Source organism: Halomonas sp. hl-4, from assembly GCF_900215475.1.
GTDB lineage: Bacteria > Pseudomonadota > Gammaproteobacteria > Pseudomonadales > Halomonadaceae > Vreelandella.
Genome location: NZ_LT907845.1, coordinates 1,989,399 through 2,006,552, shown reverse-complemented (window position 1 = coordinate 2,006,552; position 17,154 = coordinate 1,989,399). Strand labels below are relative to the sequence as shown.

Genomic DNA, 17,154 nt, shown 5'->3' with positions numbered 1-17,154 from the left:
AGTAGGCTCATGATGTGCCTCCTTTGGATGGGATGTCGCTTGCTTTCCACAACCGTAGGCGGTTGGCGTTGCTGACCACGGTGATGGAGGAAAGCGACATGGCCGCCCCCGCAATCATCGGCGAGAGCAGCGTGCCGGTGAGGGGGTAGAGCACCCCGGCGGCGATGGGAATGCACAGCACGTTGTAGCCAAAGGCGCCGATCAGGTTTTGCTTGATGTTGCGCAGCGTGGCCCGGCTGATTTCGATGGCGTCGGCCACGCCATGCAGCGACCCCCGCATCAGCGTCATGCCCGCGCTTTCAATCGCCACATCGGTGCCCTGGCCAATTGCGAATCCCACATGGGCGCGGGCCAGCGCCGGGGCGTCGTTAATCCCGTCGCCGACCATACCCACCACTTCACCTGCCTTTTGGCGCCGCTCGATATCGGCGTGTTTGTCCTCGGGCAGCAGCCCGGCGCGGTAATCGTCAATGCCCACTTGGCGGGCAATAGCGGCGGCCGTGTGGGGGTTGTCGCCGGTCAGCATGATCACGGTCAAACCGTCTTCTTTCAGCCGTTTAACGGCGGCAGCGGCATCGTCGCGCAGCGGGTCGCTGATGCCAAACAATGCTTTTAATCGCCCGCCTAGAGCAAAATACACCAGCGTGCGGGCTTTCTCTTCAAGCGCCCGGGCGGCGTCCTGGCTCACTGAGAGGTCGATACCGGCGTTTTCCATCAGGCGCGCGTTGCCCAGCAACAGTGACTGTCCGTCGGCGGTTTGTGCCTTCACCCCGCCCCCAGTGACGCTGTCGAAGTCACGGATCTCGGCAGGATCAGCGCCATGTTCGTCGGCATAGGCCAACAGCGCCGCGGCAAGCGGGTGCTCCGAGCCGCGCTCCAGCGCCGCGATATAGCCCAGTGCCGTGGACGTATCGTCGCCCAGCACCTCGGCCTCGGTCACCCGGGGCTTGCCTTCGGTAAGCGTACCGGTCTTGTCCACTACCAGCGTGGTCAACTTGCTGGCGGTTTGCAGCGCCTCGCCGTTTCTCACCAGAACGCCGTGTTCGGCGGCCTTGCCGACGCCAATCATGGTGGAAATCGGCGTGGCCAGCCCCAGCGCGCAGGGGCAGGCGATAATCAGTACGGTGGTGGCTGTCACCAGCATGTGAATGACCCGCGGCTCGGCGCCGACATTGAACCATACCAGGGCCGTGAGTACGGCGATAATCATCACCGAGGGGACAAAAATGCTGGAGACTTTATCGGCCAGTTCGCCAATCGGCGGGCGCGAATTTTGCGCGCTGGCCACCTGTTCGGTGATCTGCCCCAGGCGGGTGTCAGCCCCTACGCGGGTCGCTTGGTAAACCAGCCCACCTTTGCCGTTGACCGTGCCCGCGCTGACCTCATCGCCCTGGCCCTTCTTGATGGGCTCGGGTTCGCCGGTGAGCATGGATTCATCGATGTGGCTTGCGCCTTCGATGACCTCACCATCCACCGGTAAGCGCTCGCCGGGACGCACGCGGATGTGGTCGCCCTCGCGCACGGCGTCAACATCTACCTCATGTTCTGCGCCGTCGCGAATCACCCGGGCGGTGCGACTTTGCAGGTCCAGCAGTCGCTTTAGCGCATCGCTGGTGCGTCCGCGCGCTTTAAGTTCCATGGCGTTACCCAGCAGGATCAGGCCGATCACCATGGCCGAGGCTTCAAAATAGATACCGTGGGCGACCTCTGGTAACCAGGGAGCGAAGGCTACGACCACCATCGAGTAGAGCCAGGCGGTGCCGGTACCCATGGCCACCAGGGTGTCCATATTGGCTTGATGGTGCCTGAGGTTTTTCCAGGCGTTGACAAAAAAATGGCGGCCAGGGAACACCAGAATGGCCAGCGTCAGAAGCCCGACCACCAGCCAGAATAGCCGCCCTGTGCCCATCGGGTGTGGGTGATAGACGAACATGCTGAGCATCAGCGGAACGGCAAGTGCCAGCGACCAGGCGCTGCCTTTCAAGCGTTTTGTGTAGTCGTGGGCTTCCTGTTGGGCGCGCGTTCTTTCCGCTTCGCGCATATCGACAATCGGCTCGGCCCCGTAGCCCACCGATTCCACAGCCGCTATTAAGGCGTGCTGGTCGGCATCGCCAAAAATTTGAGCGGTATGCGTGCCAAAATTAACGCTTGCTGTCTCAACGCCTTCAGTACGCTCTAGGGCTTTCTGAACGCTTTTCACGCAGCTGGCGCAGGTCATTCCGCTGATCGCCAGGCGGATCTTTTTTCGGCTGCCTTGGGAGGGGCTTTTCGCTGACGTCGAGCCAGTTGCTTTGTCGCGTTTGTCTTCAGGCGGGGTGGTGTCGTGGGAGCGCTTGTCAGGTGGGTAGCCCACGCTTTCAAGTGCTTGGTCGAGAGTGGCGTCGTCCATTGTGGTCGTCACTTCCAGGCGCTTTTCCCCAGGCATGCCGACCACGCCTGCTTTGCTGTCTTGCTGATGAATCGCCTCGCGCATGCGCGTCACGCAACGTTGGCAGCTCATGCCAGGCACCGTGCGCGTCAGGGTGTGCTGGCTCATTTGGCCTCCTGCTTCTCAGGAAAGCTCTCGATCAAGCGACACAGGCTGTGGCCGTCCGGCGTGCCGTCGGGCATGTGTTGCCAGCTTTCTAAGGCTTGCTCCATACGTTGGGCAAGCGCCTCGAGCTCCTGGATCTGCGCGCGGATTTGCGGCAGCCGGTTGGCCAGCAGGTCGCGTACTAGCGGGCAGGGGGAGTCGCCCTGGTCGGCATGGGCGAGAATGTCGCGAATCTCGGCCACGCTGAATCCGAGCTTGCGTGCCCTTTGAATAAACTGCAGCCGTTCAAGGTCGGTCGCGGAGTAGAGCTGGTAGCCGTTATCTGGGTGTCGTGTGGGCGCAAGTAGCTGCTCCCGGGTGTAATGGCGCACCGTTTCGGGGGTCACGCCGCCGCGTTTTGCCAACTCGCTAACTTTCATTGTGCGCTCCCTGGCTCGCTGTCTGTAATAGTTCAGATAGTTTAAAACCTATGGGTTACACAAAGGTCAAGGGTGGGCAGAAAATACCCGAAAAAGCCTAAAACAATGATTTAAAACGGTCGTGCGACTAATGTATAAGACAAAATTAAAATAAAACGCTCGTTTGCCCTTGAACGTAGCGTGCTTTTAGGCCAAAACTGAGGTGTACAAAAAAAGTATGACGGATGGTCACCATCCCGTCGGATCATTGGGAAAAGAGGCCCACTATGCATAATAAATTTAACAAGCTCACTCTGGCAGTTGCCGTCGCCACGGCCGCCTTCGCAAGCCAAGCCCAAGCGGGTGGTTATCAAATCAATGAGCAGAGCGTGAGCGGCCAGGGGTATGGGCATGCGGGCCGCAGCTCTAACGTGGAAGACGCGACCATTGTGTACGGCAACCCAGCGGGTATGTCGTTTTTGGATCGAGCCCAATTTTCAGCAGGTGCGACCTATCTAAATGTCGATAGTGAGCTTTCTAATGTGGAAGCTAGCCGCACAGTGGATGCAGGCGTCGCTCAAGGTGGAACGCCTACGGGCAATCAAGTCCCTGCGGGCAGTATTCCGGGCGGCAACGATGGCGATATGGTGCCTGGCTCTACTATCCCCTACGGGTTTTATGCCCATCCGGTCAATGAAAAGCTGGCCTTTGGTTTCGGTGTTTACGCGCCTTTTGGTTCAAAGACTGATTATGAAGATGACTTCCAGGGCCGCTACTTTGGTAACTATACCGAAATCACAGTAATGAGTGCTCAGCCCACGGTATCTTATCGTTTCAACGATCAGTGGTCGTTGGGTGCCGGGATTACTTACAACCAAGTGGATGGAGAACTTCGTCGTCAGCTTCCCTCTGAAGAAACTTATAACCCAAATGCTGATATTGACTCACGTGTAGATGGCGATGATGAGGCGTGGGGTTACAATTTAGGTGTTATCTATCAGCCAGCACCTGAAACGACTTTAGGCTTAACGTATCGCTCAAAGGTTGATTACGAGCTGGAGGGTGACTTTAGCGCTACCGATCCGATGGGCAATATAGTGCAGTCAGATTCAGCTAATCTGGACTTGACCACGCCTGAAACGGTCAATTTCTCGCTGACGCAGCAGATGACCGATCGCTTGAAGCTGATGTTCGGCGCCTCATGGGTGCGTTGGAGCCAGTTTGAAGAGATTTCGGTGACCGGTAGCCAGGGCAACGAAATCACCAACGAGCAGCAAAACTACTCTAACGCCTGGGCCTTTGCCACGGGTGGTGAGTATCAGTTGACGCCGACGCTCGCCCTGCGTGCGGGGGTAACGCTGGACAATACGCCGAGCAATGATAACGACCGAAGCGTTCGTATCCCTTCGGACGACCGCCGCATCTTCTCACTGGGGGCAGGCTGGAGCCCAACCGATGACTTGACCATCGATGTGGCCTACTCATACCTGACCGAGCGAGGCACCTCCGTTAGCCAGGAGCGCAGTGATCTGCTAGCAAGTCCGGCGACAGGTGACCAACCAGTTGGAGGAGCTAATTACTCCGCCGACTACAAAAACGAAGCCCATGGCTTCGGTGCTCAGATGACCTATCGCTTCTAGCGCGTTAGTCAGCAAAAACGACCTAAACCCGGCCTTGGCCGGGTTTTTTATTAAACGAGCGCTAACGTTTGGGCTGCCACTTATGCCGCTGGGCTATCCAGGAAAGCCGCGCGCATCAGTTCGCGGGTATAGGTTTGGCGTGGGGCGTTGAACAGTGATTGGGTGTCGTTTTGCTCGACGATTTCGCCCTGGCGCATCACGATGACCTCATCTGCCAGTGCTCGAACAACGGCCAGGTCATGACTAATAAATAAGTAGGTCAATCCGTGACGTTGTTGTAAATCGCGTAACAGCTTTATGACGGTCATTTGTACCGAACGATCAAGGGCGGAGGTGGGTTCGTCAAGCAGTAGGAACTCAGGCTTGACGACCAATGCTCGGGCGATGGCAATGCGTTGCCGCTGGCCGCCGGAAAACTCATGGGGGTAGCGGTGACGGTGGGCGGGGTCCAGGGCGACTTCTTCAAGGGCCTGGATAACCTCGGTGTCGCGTTCGGCGCGCCCGAGTAGCGGCTGATGAACGCGAAGCCCCTCGCCAATAATCTCGCCCACGGTCATGCGTGGAGAAAGCGAGCCAAAAGGGTCTTGAAAGACCACTTGCATACGCGATCTCAGCGGCCGCATTCCCGCGCGGTCAAGCTGGCCAACGTCGATGTTATCGAAATGTACCTTGCCGTGACTTTTCACCAGCCGAAGAAGCGCGCGGCCTAGGGTGGTTTTGCCTGAGCCCGATTCGCCCACGATGCCTAGGGTTTGTCCTTTGCGCAGCGAGAGGTCGATGTTTTTCACCGCTTCAAAATAGCGGTTGGGGCCAAACAGGTGTTTCTTGATCGGGAAACGAACGCCAATGTGTTGCGCAGTAAGCAGAACGGGCGCTGAGTCGGGAACGGCTGCCTTATGGCCACTGGGGTTGGCGTTAATCAGCATCTGGGTGTAAGGGTGTTGAGGAGCTTTAAACAACGTCTGGGTGGCCCCTGCTTCGACGATTTCGCCGTGTTGCATGACGCACACGCTATCGGCTAAATGACGAACAACCCCTAAATCGTGAGTGATAAACAGAATCGCCATACCATAACGGGCCTGGAGGTCTTTAAGCAGCGCGAGTATCTGCGCTTGCACCGTGACGTCAAGGGCGGTGGTCGGCTCATCGGCAATCAGCAGTTGAGGTTCACAGGCCAGCGCCATGGCAATCATTACCCGCTGGCGCTGACCGCCGGAAAGCTCGTGGGGGTAGCTATCGATGCGGCGCTTGGGCTCGGGTATCCCTACCTGTTCGAGTAGCTCTACTACCCGCAGATAAGCATTGTTCCCCCGCAAGGGCGTGTGTTTATGCAGTACTTCACGAATTTGCTGACCCACGCGGTGCATGGGATTGAGCGAGGTCATCGGTTCCTGGAAGATCATTGAGATCTCATTACCACGAATCGCCCGCAGGCGCTTGCGGTTGACGGTAATCAGGTTTTCATTGCCCGGCCCGCCATGCCAGTGAATGGTGCCGGTGGCGCGCGCCAGTTCAGGCAGCAGGCCCATCGCGGCGGTCGAGGTGACCGACTTGCCCGAGCCTGACTCGCCGACGAGCGCGAGCGTTTCGCCCTGATGCAGGGTAAAGCTAACGTCTTTGACGGCCGTGACGGAGCCATTGGGAAGGTCGAAGTCGACCCGCAGACGGTCGAATTCCAGTATTGGTTTTGGCATACAGCCTCCTTGCATTGTCCTAGCGCGTCCTGGGATCAAGGGCGTCACGCAGACCGTCCCCCAAAAAGTTAAGGCACAGCAGCGTGGTGGCTAGAAATGCAGAGGGCACTATCAGCATCCAGGGTGCCGTTTCCATCATGTCTTTGCCTTCGCTAATCAGTACTCCCCAACTGGTCAGGGGCTCTTGAACGCCGAGGCCCAGAAAGGAGAGGAAGCTTTCCAGCAAAATGACCTTAGGAACGGTAAGGGTGACATAGATAATCACTGGCCCAATGGCGTTGGGGATCAGGTGGCGTGTGACGATCTTGAAACTGCTTACGCCCAGTGCATGGGCGGCTTCGACGAACTCGCGTCGCTTCAAGGCGAGTACCTGTCCGCGCACAATGCGCGACATGTCCAGCCATTCAACGGCCCCAATGGCAGCGTAGATCAGCAGTATGTTGCGTCCGAACACGACCATCAGCAGGATGACCATGAACATGAAGGGCAGCGAGTACATAATGTCGACAAAGCGCATCATCAGGTTGTCGACCCGGCCGCCTACGTAGCCAGCAATCGCGCCGTAAAGAACGCCGATCACCAGCGAAACAAGGGTGGCGACCAAGGCGACGGAGAGTGAAATCTGTCCCCCGTGCAATACCCGGGTGAGTAGGTCCCGGCCATTGGCGTCAGTGCCCGCATAGTGGCCGCTGTCGAAATCGGGTGGAGCCTGGAAGGCGTTCCAGTCCACTTCATCAAGTGCCCAGGGGGTTAGCCAGGGGCCGAATAAACAGGCCAGGGTAATGAGGATGAGAAGTACTAGGCTGGTGGTTGCAGCACTGTTTTGACGGAGTCGACGCCACGCTTCACGCCCCAGGCTGTTGCTGGCGACCGGCGGGGCCGAGGTTGCATTATTCATTATCATAGCGAATTTGCGGATCCAGAGCCGAGTAGAGTAGATCGACGATCAGGTTGAGAAGCACGATCAGACCGCCGTAAAAGACGACGGTGCCCATCACCAGGGTATAATCGCGATTGAGCGCCGCCTGGACGAAATAGCGGCCAATCCCGGGTATTCCAAAAATCTGCTCAATGACCACCGAGCCGGTAATAATCCCGGCAATGGCGGGCCCTAGGTAGGAGATGACCGGGAGCATGGCCGGACGCAGGGCGTGGCGGAAGATGACTTCGCTCTCGCTGAGGCCTTTGGCACGTGCCGTGCGGACAAAATGGCTGCCCAGTACTTCGATCATGCTGGCGCGCATCATCCGAGCGATATATGCAATCTGCTGAATGGAAAGCGCTACGACGGGCAGGATCATATTTTGCCAATGGCCATCGTCCCAACCGCCGACGGGTAGCCAGGCCAGAAAGACCCCGAAGACCAGCGCCAATAGTGGGGCAACCACAAAGTTGGGAATGGCCACACCGGCCAGCGCCGACCCCATCACAATATAATCCACGGTGGAGTTGCGTTTAAGCGCGGCAACCACTCCCATGGGAATGCCCACTAGAAGTGCCAGGCCTATCGCCCACAGACCAAGCTCAAGGCTGACAGGAAAGCCTTGGGCGACGAGTTCGGTGACCGAAAAATCCTTGTATTTGAAGGAGGGGCCAAGATCGCCTTGCAGCAGGTTTCCCATGTAGGTGACGTATTGTTCCCAGACGGGTTTGTCCAGGCCGTAAGAAGCCATCAGGTTGGCCTCGATTTCAGGCGGGAGTTGACGCTCGCCGTCGAAAGGCCCGCCGGGGGCGAGGTGCATTAAAAAGAACGATAGGGTAATGACAATCCATAGCGTCGGGATCGCATGGAGTAAGCGTTTAAACGTATAGCTAAGCATGATCGAGCCTCGCTCCTCAGGCCGAAGCCTGAGGATTTAACGGCGGTCAGTCGTGTCACATAAAGACGCGATGAAGGGAATTACTCGTCGAATTCAATCCAGCGCGAGCGGTGGATATCTTCGATATTCGTTTCCCAGCCGGCCAGGTCGGGGCTGACAAGGTTGCGCGAAACATAGTAATAGAGCGGCAGCGTTGCGCTATCTTCCAAGGCCAGGGTCTCTGCCTCGGCCATGATGTCGGCTCGCTCATCCAGGTCCTGGGTATTGGCAGCTTCGCTCATTAGCTCATCAAATTCGGGCGAGCTATAGGCGCCATAGTTATTCGACACGCCACTTTCCAACAGGCTTAAAAAATTTTGCGCGTCGTTGTAGTCACCAATCCACCCGGCCCGGGCAACGTCGAAATCGCCTTGGCGAATATCCGCGTAGTGAACGGCGACCTCCGAATTATACAGCTCGACCTCAACGCCCAGTGGCTTCCACATGGCAGCAATGGCGATGGCGACCTTGCGATGATCCTCGCTGGTGTTGTAACGCAGCATGAGCTCCAGCGGATTGTCCGGGCCATAGCCTGCCTCTTGGAGCAATTCCTGGGCGCGTGCCATTCGCTCATCCTGGGAGAGTTCGGCGAAGTCAGCGGTGGGCGCTTCATAGTGACTGACATCGGGTGGAACGAAACTGTAAGCAGGCACTTCGCCGGTGCCGAGTATCTGATCGGTGATGACCTCGCGGCGAACGGCCAGGCTAAGCGCTTCACGGACGCGCGGGTCAGAGGTTGCATGGCCGTCGCGGGCATTGAAAGCGTAGTAATAAATGCCGAGGTAGGGTGCTACCTGCACGGCTTCGGGCAGGTTCTCCTTCAGCCAGTCGTACTGCTGGGTGGGAAACTCCCGAGCGATATCGATCTCGTCGGCGCGGAAGCGGTTCAGCGCGGTATTACGTTCTTCGATAGGAAAATAGACGACTTCTTCAAGAGCCACATTGTCCACGTCGTGAAAATGGGGGTTGCGCGATGCGCTGATACGCGTTTGCGACTGCCATTCCTCGAGCTGGAACGCGCCGTTGGAGACCATGTTGCCGGGACGCGACCAGTCGTCGCCGTGCGTCTCTACCGTATGGCTGGGTACCGGGTAGGCGGTATAGTGGGAAAGCTGATCCAAAAAATAAGGCGTTGAACGTTCGAGAGTGATTTGCAGGGTGGCAGCATCTAGCGCCTCGACACCCAGGTCGCTTGTCTCGGCGTCGCCTGCATAGACGGCTTCGGCGTTTTTAATGGGATACAGGAGATAGGCGTAATCAGCGGCGGTATCGGGCGATAGAATGCGTTGAAAAGCGAAGACAAAATCCTCAGCCGTCACGGGCTCACCGTCTGACCACTTGGCATCATCTCGCAGTTTGAAGGTGTATACCGTGCCGTCATCGGAGATTTCCCAGGATTTGGCAACGCCGGGGATGCGCGAGCCATCGGCGGCTTCAGTGACAAGCCCTTCAAAAAGGTCGCCCACCACATCGTTTTCCCAGGTGCCGCTAATTTTATGCGGATCAAGCGATGCGGGTTCGCCCATAATGGCTAAGCGAAGTGTGTCTGCTTGCAGAGGGGCTGCAAAGCCTAGCGCCATTATGGCAGCGCCCACCAGAGTGTGAGTTTTTGTCATGTTGTTCCCTCAAAAAATTGTCCTAATACGATTGTTTGACAATTAAGTACTAGCACCGCCCAAAATCAGGTGTCTATCAGAAATTACACATGTAGCTATACAGAATTTCGATAGCGACGGTGCCAATGGTTGTTGGAGGCCAATTTCGTTACAATGCGCTTCTTTCTTTTAAACCTTATTCTTACTAACTAAATTTTTACCGACTAAGGCCAGAACACTCCATGTTGGAAACTAATCCGATTCACCTCCAGATCAAGGACCTGTCTGAGCGGACAGACGTCCTCAGGGGGTATCTTTGACTACGCCGAGAAGAAAGATCGGCTAGAAGAAGTCTCTCGCGAGCTTGAGGATCCCAATGTCTGGAACGATCCCGACTATGCGCAGAAGCTCGGCAAAGAGCGTGCCTCCCTTGAAACCATCGTGGCCACTATTGATGACCTTGAGCAGGGCGTAGGCGATAGCCGTGATTTGCTTGAGTTGGCGGAAATGGAAGACGACGAAGGTACCGTCGACGAGGTGCGCAAAGAACTCGACAGCCTGCAAAAGACGTTGGAAAAACTCGAGTTCCGGCGCATGTTCTCCGGCGAAATGGACGAGAACAACGCTTACCTGGACATCCAATCGGGCTCCGGCGGTACCGAAGCTCAGGACTGGGCCAATATACTGCTGCGCATGTACCTGCGTTGGGCAGAAAGTCACGGTTTCAAAGCAGAAATTATCGAAATTTCCGCAGGCGATGTAGCCGGGATTAAATCGGCGTCGCTACATATTCAGGGTGATTACGCTTTCGGCTGGCTGCGCACTGAAACCGGCGTGCACCGCTTGGTTCGCAAAAGCCCGTTTGATTCGGGTGGTCGTCGGCATACCTCCTTTGCATCGGTGTTTTTATCGCCGGAAATCGACGATAGCTTTGAGGTGGAAATTAATCCTGCCGACCTTCGCGTGGATACCTATCGCTCAAGCGGCGCAGGTGGCCAGCACGTTAACACCACCGATTCAGCGGTGCGGATTACCCACGAGCCGAGCGGCATAGTCGTGGCCTGTCAAAACCAGCGCAGCCAGCACGCCAACCGCGACTTCGCCATGAAGCAGTTGAAGGCGAAGCTGTGGGAGCACGAGATGCAGAAGCGTAACGAGGCCAAGCAGCAGGCGGAAGACTCCAAAGCCGATATTGGTTGGGGTAGTCAAATTCGTTCGTACGTGCTCGACGATCAGCGCATCAAAGATCTGCGCACCAATGTCCAGTCGAGCAACTGTGAAAAAGTGCTCGATGGCGATCTGGACCAGTTTATCGTCGCCAGCCTCAAGCAAGGTTTGTAATCTTTTCAGGGTTTGATCATTAACAGGGTGCCCGATGGCTCATCAAGACGCGTCTTCCGCAGATAACGAAAACCACCTCATCGCTGAGCGACGTGCCAAGCTAGCTGCGCGTCGCGAAAGTGCTGCCGCGCAAGGTAAGAGTGCGTTTCCCAATGACTTCCGCCGCGATAGCTTAACCGTCGAGCTGCACAATGCGCTGGGCGAAAAGGATAAGGCAGAGCTTGAGGCGCTGGACCATCACGCCTCGGTGGCAGGGCGTGTGATGCGCCAGCGTGGCCCCTTTATCGTGATTCAGGATGTGGCGGGCCAGATCCAGCTCTACGTCGACAAGAAAGGCCTTCCCGCCGACGTGCTCGACGACATCAAAAGCTGGGATATTGGCGATATCGTCGCTGCCTGTGGGCCCGTGCATAAGTCCGGCAAGGGTGACCTGTACGTGATGATGAAAGAGGCGCAGTTGCTGACCAAGAGCCTGCGCCCGCTACCGGATAAGTTTCACGGACTGACCGACCAGGAAGCCCGCTATCGCCAGCGCTATGTCGATCTGATCATGAACCCGCAGTCGCGCAAGGTGTTCGAGACTCGCGCGGCGGTGATCAGCTCTATGCGCCGCTTCTTTGAGGCGCGCGGTTTTATGGAAGTCGAAACGCCGATGCTGCAGCCGATCCCCGGCGGCGCGGCAGCGCGTCCGTTTATCACCCATCATAATGCGCTGGATATCGACATGTACCTGCGCATTGCCCCGGAGCTGTACCTTAAGCGCCTGGTGGTCGGCGGCTTTGAAAAAGTCTTTGAAATCAACCGCAATTTCCGCAACGAAGGGCTGTCCACCCGGCACAACCCCGAGTTCACCATGGTCGAGTTCTACTGGGCCTACGCGGATTACCGCGACCTGCTGGACATGACCGAAGCGATGCTGCGTACGGCCGCACAAGAAGTGTTGGGCACCACCACGATTGCGTACCAGGGGGCCAGCTACGACTTCGGCCAGCCGTTCAACCGCCTGACCCTGCGCCAGGCGATACTCGACCACGGCGACGGCATTGCCGACAGCGATCTGGGTTCCCTCGACGCCGCGCGGGCGTTGGCGGAAAAATGCGGCATCAAGGTCAAGGACAGCTGGGGGCTTGGGAAGCTCCAGACCGAAATCTTTGAAGAAGTCGCCGAGCACAAGCTCGACCAGCCCACCTTCATCACCGAGTACCCGGCTGAGGTCAGCCCGTTGGCGCGGCGCAACGATGCCAACCCCTTTGTCACCGACCGCTTTGAGTTCTTTGTCGGTGGGCGTGAAATTGCCAATGGCTTCTCGGAGCTTAACGATGCCGAAGACCAGGCTGAGCGCTTCCGCGAGCAGGCCGTCGAGAAAGACGCCGGCGATCTGGAAGCTATGTACTTTGACGCGGATTACGTGCGTGCGCTGGAGTATGGCCTGCCGCCAACAGCGGGCGAGGGCATTGGTATCGACCGTTTAGTGATGCTGTTTACCGATAGCCCCTCGATTCGCGACGTACTGCTGTTCCCGGCGATGCGTCCCGAAGTGGACTAAAAGTTGGTAAGGGCGCGATTTAGCGCCCATAATGACCACGTTTCGACGGCGAGGAGAATCCCATGAAACTGCTAAATCGCTCTGCCCTGAGCGTCAGGCCGACCCAGCCCTTTGTGGACTGGATCAATGCGCTCGAACCCACCATGGGAGACGACGACCTGACCCTGGACGACGTCGAACATGAAAGCACGGTGTATCTGATTCCAGAGATGGATACACCCGAAGCGCTTGAAACCTTTGTCCGCGAACGCTACGTGGAAATTCTTGAGACCGAGCTGCGTGCCTGGGAAGAGGATGAACGCCAGTGGCCGGAGAAGCTTGATTGGTCGCTGTTTCAAACCTTTTTACGCATCGAGCATAGCTACCTCGCTATCGACCTTGATGATGACACGGCCCTTGAAATATCTGACGTCGATGATGCGCTGCTACTGGATAACGAGCAAGACTAGCGCGTTGTCGATGTGACGTAAGCGTATCGTGAAGCCGGCTTTTGCCGGTTTCGCTGTTTCAATGGGGCCGTTTAGGAACTCACCCGCATGCGACTGTTTGAAACCCGACCCGGCGACGATGGCCTACCAGGGGGCGAGCGAGCGTTGGCTGTCTTGGCGTTGGTCACGGGTACACTGATGGCGGTGGTCGATACCACCATGATTAACCTTGCCTTGCCCACCATTGCGGCCGATCTTGATATACCTGCTTCCCGGTCGGTGTGGATCACCAATTTGTTTCAGGTAGTGTGCGCTGCGTTCTTGCTGGTGTTTGCCGGTATTAGTGAGCTGGTAACCCGTCGGCGGCTATATCTGTTTGGCGTGGCAATCTTTGTGATGGCCGCGCTGGGAGCGGCCCTGTCGCGCAACTTGGAAACACTGCTGGTGTTTCGCGCCTTACAGGGCTTGGGAGCAGCCGCGACGCTATCCATTGGGCCGTCGCTTTATCGGGCGATTTTCCCCTCGCGCTTGCTGGGTAGTGCATTAGGGCTCAGTGCCTTGGTGGTGGCCGGTGGGTATGCCGCAGGCCCTACGTTAAGTGGCGTGATTCTCTCGTTTGCCGATTGGCCCTGGCTGTTCGCGCTGAATGTACCGCTAGGTGTGTGCTCGCTGTGGCTAGCAAGCCGAGCGCTCCCCCGGGAAACGCCACGCCAGGGTAGCTTTGACGTACTGGGTGCGTTGTTTTCCATGTTGATGCTGGCAAGCTTCTTCTTGGCCATGGATGCCGTAGGCCACGCCGCACCGGTATGGCAAAGCGCTGGCTGGGGAGGGCTCGCGGTGACGGCCTGCGGCTTGTTTATTGCCCGTCAGCGGCGCGCACCGTATCCGTTATTACCGCTAAGCGTGTTCGCGGAAAAGCGCTTTACCTTGGCGGTTTCGGCCTCGGGGCTGGCGTTTATTGGCCAGGGACTGACGTTTGTCGCGCTGTCGTTTTTCTACCAGGAGCAGATGGGCTTTTCACCGCTGGAAACCGCTTGGCTGTTCACCCCCTGGCCACTGGCCATTATGGTCGTCGGACCGCTAGCCGGGCGGCTTGCCGACCGTATTAACCCCAGTGTGCTGTCCAGTACTGGCCTGGTGTTGTTGATCATCGGACTAATCGCCCTGGCGCTCGTCGATGAATCAACCGGTGTGGCGGGCAGTTTATGGCGCACGGCACTGTGCGGTATTGGCTTTGGGCTCTTCCAACCACCTAACAACCGCGAAATGATGGGTAGCCTGCCGCCAGAGCGCAGCGCCAACGTGTCCGGGGTGATGAGCACCACTCGCACGGTAGGGCAATCGGTGGGGGTCGCCCTGGTGGGCGCTGCACTGGCACTGGGTTCGCCCGTGCAGATAACGCTGTGGCTGGGGGCCGCGACCACGCTGCTGGCGCTGCTGGCGAGCCTTTCGCGGGTGTCACTGGCCCGGCGCGCGCTGGTTGCGCGCCGGGCATCGTCTGGCGGCCAGTAAGCGCGTACAATGGAAGGGTTTCCGACCTAAGGAGAGCCTCCATGACGCTGCAGGCACAAATAGAGCAGAAGTTAGCGGCGCTCGCGCCCGACGTGCTGCAGGTAGAAAATGAAAGCCATATGCACAACGTGCCCGAGAACGCCGAAACACATTTCAAGGTGACCCTGGTGAGCGATAGCTTTGATGGCCTGATGCCGGTTAAGCGCCACCAGAAGATCTATGCGCTGCTGGCCGATGAACTGTCGGGCCCGGTGCACGCGCTGGCCCTTCATTTGTACACCCCCCATGAATGGGAAGTCCGCGGCGGTCAGCGCCCCGATTCGCCCAACTGTCGAGGGGGCGGGCAGTGACCCCAGAGGTTGTTCGCCGGCATTACCTGGAGGCCATGGGTATCACTGCCTGGGCATCCCGCTATCAACTGCCCAACGCACGCCCGACCGAAGCCTGCGAGTGGGATGATACGCCAGCGGCGACAACGCCGCCGCGCGAGCGCTTACAGGCGCTTTTGGATGATGCGCCATCACCGCCGCCAAAGCCCGCCGACGCGCCGTCTGTCGCTGAGGACGTGCCCGCGTCACCCTCGGCGGTGCGCGCCCTGCTTGACGATCGGGCGAAGGCTCCGGGTAAACCCGTGGAAGCGCCTGCTACGTCAACGCCTGACGAGGCACCTGCTACGTCGTCTCACGCAGCGCCCGCCAAGCCCCTGACGTTTCATGTGTCATGCGTATGTATCGGTGGACGCTGGCTAAGCCTGCACGCCGGGGACCTCAGCGCGGACGCCCAGCGGTTACTCGCCAATATATGTCAGGCGGCCGGGCTTGCCGACGGCGCACTGCCGGAGGTCACGCGGTTCAAATGGCCGCCCATGGCCAATGCCTTTGCGTCGGACGACCCGCTGGAAGAAGCCCGTGAAGGCGTCACCGCCTTTATCAATGGCGCGGCCAGTCGCCAGCACTGGCAGTTGGAAAAGATACTGTGGTGGGGCGCCGACGCCGCTGACCCGGATAGCGAGTCGCTGTCGAAGGTATTGGATGTGGATGCCGATCACAGCCGCACCCTGGGCCTGCCGGTCTGGCAAGCGCCAGCATTGACCACTTTACTGGAAAGCCCCACGGCCAAGCGTGCTCTCTGGCCTGAGCTGTACGCCCTGGCGAAAGGTTGGCAGGCACCCTCGTTAGCGCATGATGATCGCTGAGCTTTACCGCACTGACGTGCAGTCACTTCTGGCGCTCGAAGCGCGCACCCAGAGCGGCGCAAGCCAAGCGCTGCTGACAGAGGCATTGGTCGACGATGCGGCCTGTGTAATGGGATGCTGGCAGGCTGGCGAGCTGATCGGTTATGCGCTGCTGGCACGCTTGCCTTTCGATGCCGAACTGCAGGCTATTGGCGTGCTGCCTGAGAGGCGTGGCGAAGGGATCGGCGGTGAATTGCTCGGCGCTGTGCTGGCGGTGGCAGCCGATTGGCAAAGCGAGCGGGTGCTGCTGGAGGTGCGTGAAAGCAATACGTCAGCGCGAAAGCTTTACGCCGGCGCAGGCTTTCAACAGGACGGCATGCGGCGGGATTACTACCCGGCGGCTGAAGGCGCCGCCGGACGCGAGAGTGCGCTGCTGATGTCGCGGTCTAATTAAGCCGGGTCGTCATCAAATTTAGTCAGCAGCGCGCTTAAGCGGCGCTCCCACTCTTCGTGCTCCTGCTTGAGCTGGGTGTTTTCATTGCGCAGCGTCTCGTTTTCCAGCTTCATCATTTCCAGCGCCTCGACGGTATCGGTAACGCGCTGTTCAAGCTGATTGAATAACTCTAGGCTCATGCCCACCTCCAGATAAAAACAAGCGACATGCTTGCCTGTAAAAAACGGGTTAAAAAACAGTCGGGCGAGCGTAACGCTCGCAATGCGATGCCGCAAGCGCTGATTACGGAGCGTGGCGTCGATAAAGCCTTGCCGTGCTTTCCCCTGCTTGGGTCTCGCGATGCAGCGCCCAATGGGCTGGCACTTGAGGGTCCCAGTCACGTTCGGTTTCAACGTAAATCATCGCATCTTCTGCCAGCCAGCCGCCTGTCTCCAGTGCGCTACAACAGTCGGCTACCAGAGCCTGATGAAACGGTGGGTCTAGAAAGACGACATCGAAGCGTTGAGCAGGCTGGGCGAGAAACACCTGTGCATCGCGAATGATGACATGACCCTGATTTGCTTGGAGCGTCTCAAGGTTACGGGTAATGTGAGCGGCCACCTGGGTGTCCCGCTCGATAAAGGCGACCTGTGCGGCCCCGCGTGAGAGTGCTTCAACCCCCAGCGCGCCGGTGCCGGCAAACAGGTCGAGCACTTTTTTGCCGTAAAGCGTCTGGCCGAGCCAGTTAAACAGTGTTTCACGCACGCGGTCGGGCGTGGGGCGCAAGCCAGGGCTGTCGAGTACCGGGAGCTGGCGACGGCGAAAGTCGCCGCCAATAATGCGCAGCTTGCCCATGGGTTTGGCAGGCGATCGTCGAGCAGCGGATGAGCGAGAGGAACGTTGTCGTGTCATATCGCGGATTGTAGCGGGCTACTTATCCAAAGTCTTGGTTGGCGGTGGTAGGATAATCACATTCTTTATCTTTATTAGTCGGATGACAT

Annotated in this window: 16 protein-coding genes; 8 read left to right on the top strand and 8 right to left on the bottom strand. The window is 58.1% G+C overall.

Annotation, left to right across the window (positions count from 1 at the left end):
• Positions 1 to 7 precede the first annotated feature (7 nt).
• Together CPH17_RS09550 and CPH17_RS09545 are read right to left on the bottom strand one after the other, a co-directional pair.
• Positions 8 to 2,536, bottom strand: coding sequence for a heavy metal translocating P-type ATPase (locus tag CPH17_RS09550; protein WP_074397526.1), 2,529 nt, complete (start codon positions 2,534 to 2,536; stop codon positions 8 to 10).
• Positions 2,533 to 2,952 (bottom strand): MerR family transcriptional regulator, encoded by a 420-nt coding sequence (locus CPH17_RS09545; RefSeq protein ID WP_074397525.1) that lies wholly within the window; start codon positions 2,950 to 2,952, stop codon positions 2,533 to 2,535. Before CPH17_RS09545 ends, CPH17_RS09550 begins: the two co-directional genes overlap by 4 nt.
• 266 nt (positions 2,953 to 3,218) lie before the next feature.
• On the opposite strand from CPH17_RS09545, the gene CPH17_RS09540 reads away from it, so the two are divergent.
• Positions 3,219 to 4,571 (top strand): OmpP1/FadL family transporter, encoded by a 1,353-nt coding sequence (locus CPH17_RS09540; protein ID WP_074397524.1) that lies wholly within the window; start codon positions 3,219 to 3,221, stop codon positions 4,569 to 4,571.
• 80 nt (positions 4,572 to 4,651) lie between these two features.
• Here CPH17_RS09540 and CPH17_RS09535 read toward each other — a convergent pair whose 3' ends face one another.
• From CPH17_RS09535 to CPH17_RS09520, 4 genes are all read right to left on the bottom strand, one after another.
• On the bottom strand, positions 4,652 to 6,265 hold the full coding sequence (locus CPH17_RS09535) for an ABC transporter ATP-binding protein (protein WP_074397523.1): 1,614 nt from the start codon (positions 6,263 to 6,265) through the stop codon (positions 4,652 to 4,654).
• A 19-nt stretch (positions 6,266 to 6,284) separates the two neighbouring features.
• Positions 6,285 to 7,163 carry an ABC transporter permease subunit gene (locus CPH17_RS09530; RefSeq protein WP_096299302.1) on the bottom strand — a complete coding sequence of 293 codons (879 nt, stop codon included), beginning with the start codon at positions 7,161 to 7,163 and terminating at the stop codon, positions 6,285 to 6,287.
• On the bottom strand, positions 7,156 to 8,085 hold the full coding sequence (gene oppB, locus CPH17_RS09525; RefSeq protein WP_074397521.1) for an oligopeptide ABC transporter permease OppB: 930 nt from the start codon (positions 8,083 to 8,085) through the stop codon (positions 7,156 to 7,158). Before oppB ends, CPH17_RS09530 begins: the two co-directional genes overlap by 8 nt.
• An 80-nt stretch (positions 8,086 to 8,165) precedes the next feature.
• Positions 8,166 to 9,740: a peptide ABC transporter substrate-binding protein gene (locus CPH17_RS09520; RefSeq protein WP_096299300.1), complete on the bottom strand. Its 1,575-nt coding sequence runs from the start codon at positions 9,738 to 9,740 to the stop codon at positions 8,166 to 8,168.
• Positions 9,741 to 9,961: 221 nt separating this feature from the next.
• Here CPH17_RS09520 and prfB point away from each other — a divergent pair.
• The 7 genes from prfB to CPH17_RS09485 all read left to right on the top strand — a co-directional run bounded on the left by prfB (position 9,962) and on the right by CPH17_RS09485 (position 16,174).
• A protein-coding gene (gene prfB / locus CPH17_RS09515; RefSeq protein WP_156524129.1) for a peptide chain release factor 2 occupies positions 9,962 to 11,060 on the top strand; the annotation gives its coding sequence in 2 pieces (ribosomal slippage) (positions 9,962 to 10,036 and positions 10,038 to 11,060; 1,098 coding nt in all).
• 34 nt (positions 11,061 to 11,094) lie between these two features.
• On the top strand, positions 11,095 to 12,606 hold the full coding sequence (gene lysS / locus CPH17_RS09510; protein WP_074397518.1) for a lysine--tRNA ligase: 1,512 nt from the start codon (positions 11,095 to 11,097) through the stop codon (positions 12,604 to 12,606).
• Positions 12,607 to 12,668: 62 nt separating this feature from the next.
• Positions 12,669 to 13,055: a hypothetical protein gene (locus tag CPH17_RS09505; RefSeq protein WP_074397517.1), complete on the top strand. Its 387-nt coding sequence runs from the start codon at positions 12,669 to 12,671 to the stop codon at positions 13,053 to 13,055.
• Between the two features lie 87 nt (positions 13,056 to 13,142).
• On the top strand, positions 13,143 to 14,546 hold the full coding sequence (locus CPH17_RS09500; protein WP_096299298.1) for an MFS transporter: 1,404 nt from the start codon (positions 13,143 to 13,145) through the stop codon (positions 14,544 to 14,546).
• A 41-nt stretch (positions 14,547 to 14,587) separates the two neighbouring features.
• The gene (locus CPH17_RS09495) at positions 14,588 to 14,896 is read left to right on the top strand and encodes a BolA family protein (RefSeq protein ID WP_074397515.1); all 309 of its coding nucleotides are present in this window, start codon (positions 14,588 to 14,590) and stop codon (positions 14,894 to 14,896) included.
• The gene (locus CPH17_RS09490) at positions 14,893 to 15,741 is read left to right on the top strand and encodes a hypothetical protein (RefSeq protein WP_096299296.1); all 849 of its coding nucleotides are present in this window, start codon (positions 14,893 to 14,895) and stop codon (positions 15,739 to 15,741) included. Before CPH17_RS09495 ends, CPH17_RS09490 begins: the two co-directional genes overlap by 4 nt.
• Entirely contained in the window at positions 15,728 to 16,174 is a 447-nt protein-coding gene (locus CPH17_RS09485) for a GNAT family N-acetyltransferase (RefSeq protein WP_331712953.1), read from the top strand. The genes CPH17_RS09490 and CPH17_RS09485 overlap by 14 nt, the downstream gene beginning before the upstream one ends.
• On the opposite strand, the gene zapB is transcribed toward CPH17_RS09485, so the two are convergent.
• Complete coding sequence (gene zapB / locus CPH17_RS09480; RefSeq protein ID WP_096299294.1) at positions 16,171 to 16,353, bottom strand: cell division protein ZapB; 183 nt, start codon at positions 16,351 to 16,353, stop codon at positions 16,171 to 16,173. The two genes, CPH17_RS09485 and zapB, sit on opposite strands and share 4 nt — an antisense overlap.
• A 103-nt stretch (positions 16,354 to 16,456) precedes the next feature.
• The gene (rsmD, locus tag CPH17_RS09475; RefSeq protein ID WP_096299292.1) at positions 16,457 to 17,065 is read right to left on the bottom strand and encodes a 16S rRNA (guanine(966)-N(2))-methyltransferase RsmD; all 609 of its coding nucleotides are present in this window, start codon (positions 17,063 to 17,065) and stop codon (positions 16,457 to 16,459) included.
• Positions 17,066 to 17,154 lie beyond the last annotated feature (89 nt).

Bases quoted from the DNA above. Each gene is read 5' to 3' on its own strand.
- CPH17_RS09550 (WP_074397526.1), bottom strand. From the start codon at position 2,536: ATGAGCCAGCACACCCTGACGCGCACGGTGCCTGGCATGAGCTGCCAA.
- CPH17_RS09545 (WP_074397525.1), bottom strand. From the start codon at position 2,952: ATGAAAGTTAGCGAGTTGGCAAAACGCGGCGGCGTGACCCCCGAAACG.
- CPH17_RS09540 (WP_074397524.1), top strand. From the start codon at position 3,219: ATGCATAATAAATTTAACAAGCTCACTCTGGCAGTTGCCGTCGCCACG.
- CPH17_RS09535 (WP_074397523.1), bottom strand. From the start codon at position 6,265: ATGCCAAAACCAATACTGGAATTCGACCGTCTGCGGGTCGACTTCGAC.
- CPH17_RS09530 (WP_096299302.1), bottom strand. From the start codon at position 7,163: ATGAATAATGCAACCTCGGCCCCGCCGGTCGCCAGCAACAGCCTGGGG.
- oppB (WP_074397521.1), bottom strand. From the start codon at position 8,085: ATGCTTAGCTATACGTTTAAACGCTTACTCCATGCGATCCCGACGCTA.
- CPH17_RS09520 (WP_096299300.1), bottom strand. From the start codon at position 9,740: ATGACAAAAACTCACACTCTGGTGGGCGCTGCCATAATGGCGCTAGGC.
- lysS (WP_074397518.1), top strand. From the start codon at position 11,095: ATGGCTCATCAAGACGCGTCTTCCGCAGATAACGAAAACCACCTCATC.
- CPH17_RS09505 (WP_074397517.1), top strand. From the start codon at position 12,669: ATGAAACTGCTAAATCGCTCTGCCCTGAGCGTCAGGCCGACCCAGCCC.
- CPH17_RS09500 (WP_096299298.1), top strand. From the start codon at position 13,143: ATGCGACTGTTTGAAACCCGACCCGGCGACGATGGCCTACCAGGGGGC.
- CPH17_RS09495 (WP_074397515.1), top strand. From the start codon at position 14,588: ATGACGCTGCAGGCACAAATAGAGCAGAAGTTAGCGGCGCTCGCGCCC.
- CPH17_RS09485 (WP_331712953.1), top strand. From the start codon at position 15,728: ATGATGATCGCTGAGCTTTACCGCACTGACGTGCAGTCACTTCTGGCG.
- zapB (WP_096299294.1), bottom strand. From the start codon at position 16,353: ATGAGCCTAGAGTTATTCAATCAGCTTGAACAGCGCGTTACCGATACC.
- rsmD (WP_096299292.1), bottom strand. From the start codon at position 17,065: ATGACACGACAACGTTCCTCTCGCTCATCCGCTGCTCGACGATCGCCT.